The sequence below is a fragment of the Lactobacillus ultunensis DSM 16047 genome (genome assembly GCF_001436305.1).
Taxonomy (GTDB): domain Bacteria; phylum Bacillota; class Bacilli; order Lactobacillales; family Lactobacillaceae; genus Lactobacillus; species Lactobacillus ultunensis.
In genome coordinates this window covers 36,151-42,150 of sequence record NZ_AZFO01000020.1, presented here as the reverse complement: position 1 = coordinate 42,150, position 6,000 = coordinate 36,151, and the positions used below count along the sequence as shown (strand labels likewise).

The 6,000-nt window shown below is 33.3% G+C and carries 6 protein-coding genes; 4 read left to right on the top strand and 2 right to left on the bottom strand.

Annotated features, from left to right (window positions below):
• Positions 1 to 73: 73 nt before the first annotated feature.
• A complete protein-coding gene (locus tag FC57_RS06870; protein WP_007125023.1) occupies positions 74 to 2,047 on the bottom strand; it encodes a hypothetical protein in 1,974 nt (657 codons plus the stop codon).
• A gap of 244 nt (positions 2,048 to 2,291) precedes the next feature.
• Between FC57_RS06870 and FC57_RS06865 the strand changes: the two genes are divergently transcribed.
• The 4 genes from FC57_RS06865 (at position 2,292) to FC57_RS06840 (ending at position 5,052) form a co-directional block, all read left to right on the top strand.
• Positions 2,292 to 3,029 (top strand): hypothetical protein, encoded by a 738-nt coding sequence (locus tag FC57_RS06865; protein WP_007125024.1) that lies wholly within the window; start codon positions 2,292 to 2,294, stop codon positions 3,027 to 3,029.
• Positions 3,030 to 4,099: 1,070 nt separating this feature from the next.
• Positions 4,100 to 4,294, top strand: coding sequence for a hypothetical protein (locus tag FC57_RS06850; protein WP_007125028.1), 195 nt, complete (start codon positions 4,100 to 4,102; stop codon positions 4,292 to 4,294).
• Between the two features lie 71 nt (positions 4,295 to 4,365).
• The gene (locus tag FC57_RS06845) at positions 4,366 to 4,647 is read left to right on the top strand and encodes a hypothetical protein (protein WP_007125029.1); all 282 of its coding nucleotides are present in this window, start codon (positions 4,366 to 4,368) and stop codon (positions 4,645 to 4,647) included.
• Between the two features lie 168 nt (positions 4,648 to 4,815).
• Positions 4,816 to 5,052 (top strand): hypothetical protein, encoded by a 237-nt coding sequence (locus FC57_RS06840; RefSeq protein WP_007125030.1) that lies wholly within the window; start codon positions 4,816 to 4,818, stop codon positions 5,050 to 5,052.
• Here FC57_RS06840 and FC57_RS06835 read toward each other — a convergent pair.
• Positions 5,030 to 5,410 (bottom strand): hypothetical protein, encoded by a 381-nt coding sequence (locus FC57_RS06835; protein WP_040529289.1) that lies wholly within the window; start codon positions 5,408 to 5,410, stop codon positions 5,030 to 5,032. The genes FC57_RS06840 and FC57_RS06835 overlap by 23 nt on opposite strands.
• Between the last annotated feature and the right edge of the window lie 590 nt (positions 5,411 to 6,000).

Here is a 6,000-nt window from a genome sequence, read left to right as displayed (position 1 = left end):
TATTTAGCTTAGAATGTTTTGTGCAAAATAAAAAAGCTTATACATTAGAAGCATAGGCAGGAAAAATAATGAATTAAATTTTAAAGTTCAAGTACAGTACACCACCGCCCTTCATTTGTTGTAAGAATGGAGAAGCATCAGCGGTAATGGTTTGACCACCACTTGCACTTACACCGCCATTAGGACTGCCAAAACTTACTTTAGCATTCTTAACAGTGCTACCGTCTAAGTAGCTTGGTAAATGATCGGTAATTGTTGCTGCAGAATACTTCTTCTTTTCATTAGCAGTATCTTGCAGAGCTTTAATTCTAAAGGCTAAACGGTAGTGTAATTCTTGACCGGCAACAACTGTACCATTGTCGTAGTTGGACATATCCCAACTGTTTTTACCAGTTGTACCTTCTTTACGCTTGTAAACCCATTTAGCACCTCTACCTGGACTATCCGGTATATGTTCCGGCTTTGGCTTTTTACCACCGGTAACAGTTACGGTAACTTGGTTAGTCTTACCGGTCCAAGTGATCTTCTTATTCCGCTTCTTATGCTTGTAATCTACAACATATTGGGCTTTATTGTGGACAATACCGACAAATTTTTCGCCTTTTTTGCGGTTATAATTAAATTTACTATTAGGTGTAACTTTAATTACTACGTTGTAAATACCGTTGTAGAATGCGCCTTTCTTAAGAGCACCCGGCTTTGCTAAAACTTTAACGCTATGCTTGCCTTGGGAAATCTTAAAGAAGCTGGTTTTATCAACCATTTTACCACCATCAGAGCTTTGTTTATAAACTCTAACGCGGTTAATATCTAGGCCCGGGTCGAAATCGTTGTCAGCCCAGCCATAGTTGGCCAGATCTTCGGCTGTTTGCCAGTAAACAACGTTTCGGATGTTGTAGTAAAAACTGCCTTGAGGTTTAGGAACTTTTAGGTTCTTAACCCAATCTTTGCCAACTTTAGTTCCTTTTTCTTTCAAGCCGGCATATTTACCAACAAGTCGCTTTGGAATGTGCCATGGCTGTGCATTTTTATTAGAACCAATGGTAAAGTAGTTACCGAATGATCCTAGCTTAACTTTTTTCTTAATAGCTTTGTTCGTTCCAATAGTTGCACTCGGTTTAACAGCATGTGGACGATTCGATCTATCATAGTCTTTAACATCAGATACAAAGGCGTTAGTACCAAAAGAAACATCAAGATTGTTTGTGTTGATTGTTGAACCAAAGGCACCCTCAGGGTCATTTGACAAAACGGTACCTTCAATTGCTGGTGTAAGTACAGGACCATCAGCACCACCAAACCAGCCATTACGTTCGTAAACAATTTTAGTTGGTGTGGTATGATAAGCCTTAATCCAGTGCTTAATTTGAATGTGTTGGCCATAATCGACGTCCCAGAAGGACAATGGAATTTTCTTACCTTTAGCACCAATCACATCAATATGAACTGTAGTTATTTTATTGCCTAAAACACTAAGTGCAATATTATGTTGGTGAAATCTTAAATAGCAATTAGCACTTCGATTATCACGCTTCCAATTAGTAACAGTGAGCCTAATTGAAACCGGTTTACGTTTCATTGTTTTGGCATCGTAATAATAAGCTGCATTCTTATACATAATCCCGACGTGGCCTTTGTCACTATCAGAGAATTTATAAAGTGGCATATTGCCATCAGCTGTATCAACCATCCAATTAGATTTTGAACCACCAAATACACTATATTTAAAACCTTTTGGCGGATGTTTACTCAAATTTGGAAACTGAAGATAGCCATCAAAGTCCATACCAGGCTTAACCCAACCTTTAAAGCTGTCAATATTATAGACATCTTTGACATTTTGCCAAGAGGCTGTTGCATTATGTTCGCCCTTAGTATAGCCTTTAGAGTTCTTAGCGGCTACGCTTTCATGACTTTTACCTTTAGCTAAAGCCATGTTACTTGAACCGGCTAGGCCAGCTCCACAGCCTGCCATCATGAGCATTACGGTAAGTAACGTTAAATAGCGCTTGCGCCGCTTTTTAACATGCAATTTAGTTTCTTGCATAATCTCATATCCTTCCTATTTTATTTAAACAATAATTTTGTTTACAAAATATATTTTACTATGATAGGGGAACTTGTGATTTCAAAAAATTGTCTTAGCCAAGCAATGCATGGCATCTTTAATTACCCTGAAATTCTATTCAACTTTTTAAAGCAAGTGTTAATATATAAAGGGATGCTTTTAAATCCCTACTACTTTTGTAAATTTAAAAATATAAAATAGAAATACGAGGTATTTATGAATTATGAATATTTTAGAAAAACATAATCTTGTTAAGAAGTTAGTTAGTGCTGCCGCAATGAGTTTTGTATTACTTGGTGGTACTTATTTAGTTAATAATCAAACGGCTCAAACTGTTCAAGCTGCCCGACGTATTGTTAATGTACAAACACCTGGTGCAATTAGCCATTATATTAAGTTAGCTAATAAGCCGGGTACACATTATTTTAATAAGCAGTTAGAAATGATTAATTGGGCTGCTGATAGTCCTACTTATAATATGCATGGCGAAAAGCCTGATTATAGTACTACTTTTGGTGGCGATGATATTGTGGGTATTAAGACTATTAATGGCGTACATTATTTCATTGCTAATAATTATCCAGGTCATTTTTTAATGAGAGCTAAAGACTTTTATGCGCCTGTAAGTTACCAAATTAATAAGGGACAAACAGTACAAACTTATAACCGTGGTGAAGCCAGAAATGAAAATGGTGATCCGGTTTACCTTGATTCAGTTGGTAAGAATTTAAAGTTTGGTCATGGTAAGTACTTCATGGTACTTGATAAGCGTGGAACCGGTAACCGCGTAAAAATCCAAGGTGAATGGTACTTAGCTACTGCTGATCAACATGGGACTTTGCGTTACATTAAACAAAGCGATTTACGTAAAATGCACCGTGCAGCACATACATACCATGTCAACAGTGCTAGATTTGACAAGCATGGCCGCTTTGTTGGACATATTTATGAACTATATTAATTAATTTTATATTTCTAATAATTGTTCCCCTATATATGGGGATTACTCTATGCAAGAAACTACTAAATTGCATGTTAAAATAATTGTTCCCCTGTATATGGGGATTACTCTGGATTACGGACAACGTATTCGAGTACATAATTTGTTCCCCCTTTATAGGGGCTTTTTAGAAAGGCATTTCTATGCAACACTTTACCAAAATTTAGACGTACAAATATTTATTATTTGTGCGCTTTCTTTGCGGTTCTTTCTTAGTGTTGCATTAGCCTTGAAATTTATGTTATAAGATTGCAAATTACAATCTTATTTTTTTATACCCTGAAATTTTCTGTAAATTAAAACGCGTAGATCAAATTCTACGCGTTGTTTTTTTATAAAAAGTGAGGTATTTAAATATATGTTTAATTGGTTTAACACATTAACGGCTAATCAAATTTTAGCATGTAGGAACACCACATTAGCTGTTGCATCAATTATCATGTTAATTGCACTTATTCTCTTATTTATTGATTCACCCGAGCCAAACACCAGTAAAATTCATTATGCGATTGGTGTGTTTTTTGGCTTATTTGTAGTATCTTTAGTAATTGCACTTATATTTGACGCAGTATATCTAACACGTGTAATTTAAGTAAAATCATTAACATAAGAGCTGCAGTTATTAATATTAAGATAAACACAAAAATTATTGAGATTATAAAATATTTTTTACCAAAGGCCATATCTGTTTTCAATTCGAATAGTTCAATAAAAAGGTAGTAACAAAACAAAATAAAAATTAATATATAATTGCCTATTAATTGTTCTTGTGATAAATCATTGCTAAATAGATTTACCAAAGTAGGAATAATTAATAGGCTTAAGCTGTCTTTCATTACTACACGATATTTTTGATCATTAAAGAATAATAATTTGTATGACATAATCATACAGTAGACTGTCATAATTAGTAATAACATTAAAATTACAAACACTAAAATAGATGCTGCTGTATTTTTATCAATTATTAGAAACATTTGTTACTCCCATGTTTTTTGTGTTTATTTTAGTTTAGAAAGGAAACTTATACAATGTTAACTTATTATGGCTTTGTTACATTATTATTTCTGGGAATTACCGCTTTATATTTCGGTATGCTGATTGGTCATTTAGTAAATCACATTAAAGAAAACACAGGATATATTTTAGCTACATTTTGTTTTATGTTAATAATCACAACATTAGCATTTATTGGCGGTATTGCAACACATTCACTTACTTATTAATTACAAAATTAACTTCAAATAAGTTTAAATTAAGTCCTGAAATTTCTATAAATTAAAACGAGGTAACTAAAATGCTAGAAAAGCAAAAGATTTTATTAACTGCCATTAAAAACGACTTATTTTGGACGTTTGCAAGCTTTAGTGCTTTGCTATTAGCACCGTTAGCAACTAATAACTTTATTAACTACATGTTAACTAGACATATTACAGCAATTAATCAAACAACAGTAATTTTAATTTGCGCATTTATTGCTATGTGTAGCTTAACATTTATCTTTGCTCTGTTACTTAGCAAATACGTCGCTAAACTAATTAAAGATGTAATTAAGTATAGTAACATTAATAAATTATAGATTTATTTGACTATGCAGTACCATACATCAGATGCATTTCGTCGTTTGCTTACGCAGACTCCTCCACGCATCACTTATAGATGCTCATGCTGTAAAAATTTTTGTTAATTTAAGCGTGTAGATCAATTCTACGCGTTGTTTTTTTTATTTAGAAAGGAAAAATTAAAAATGTTAGAAAAACAAAAGAAACAAGAGTCCAAGTCACCAAAAGAGCCAAAACAATGGACAAGGGATACAAAGGAATATTGGATTGCCTTAATAGGCTTGCATTTATATGCTGCATTTCAAGTTGGATTGGCTATTTATTTTGCCAATATGCATACTGACGTGGGTGATGCTGGTGCTGCTCTTATGGGTGGTACTACTTTTATCACTCTCTGCCTTACTTGGTGTTTGTTCTTTTGAAAAAATTTGTTATTCGACTAATAATATCACTTAATGTACTAATTGTTTCAGGAGCGTGAGGAATTGTTTTATCATGTTCAATTAGATCTAAATCAACTTTGATATAATTACGCAGTAAATATAAACAGACTAAAAGAACAATCATAACTAATAACGCAATTAAGCTTTTATGGTCTGTCATCATAGCAGGTATTACCATAATCTCACCTAAATCACATACAGCATCAAGGATTGCTTCAATAGTGGCTCTTTTATAACGTGTATATAATTGCTTTAAATGTTTTGTCATAAATTTCAAAGAGATTAATAGTGCTATAATGATAATATAATATATTCCTGTAAGTACTAACCAACTCAAATTAATAACCTCACTTTTAAAATATACTATAAATATAAGAGTAATATTTACCATTCTTGAATGCAAGAGTAGATCTGTAAATGTTTATAGTTTCCTAGTTTGATTGATTTGATTATTTTTATGTTATAATATTTGTACAACATAATCATTGTTACTAAGAAATGCGCAAAGTAGGACGGCTACCTACAAATTATGTGTTAATGTTGATCGGGTATTGGTGCTGCAAAAAGCTTAATGCCCATATATTAAAAAGAGCAACTTATTTTTAAGTTGCCCTTTTTTTCTTTGTGATTCTTTTCTAATACAACTAAAATCGCGTTATACTTAATCTTGTAAATTATAAGAAATTTCATGCTTATTATGCGCAATAGGGGTGGATCCTCTAATACATATAAAAAGAGCAACTTTTTCGGTTGCTCTTTTTTTGCGTTTTAATATTCGCTGTCGTCGTCACGGTGCGTCTTTTCTGAAGCCTCTTGGGCATTTGCTACGGCTTGATCAAAGTACCCATTAGCTAAATCTTCCCAACTGTCGCGCATCGCTAGGAATTGACAAAAAGCATCTGTAATTTTATAGGCGCGACTTGGATC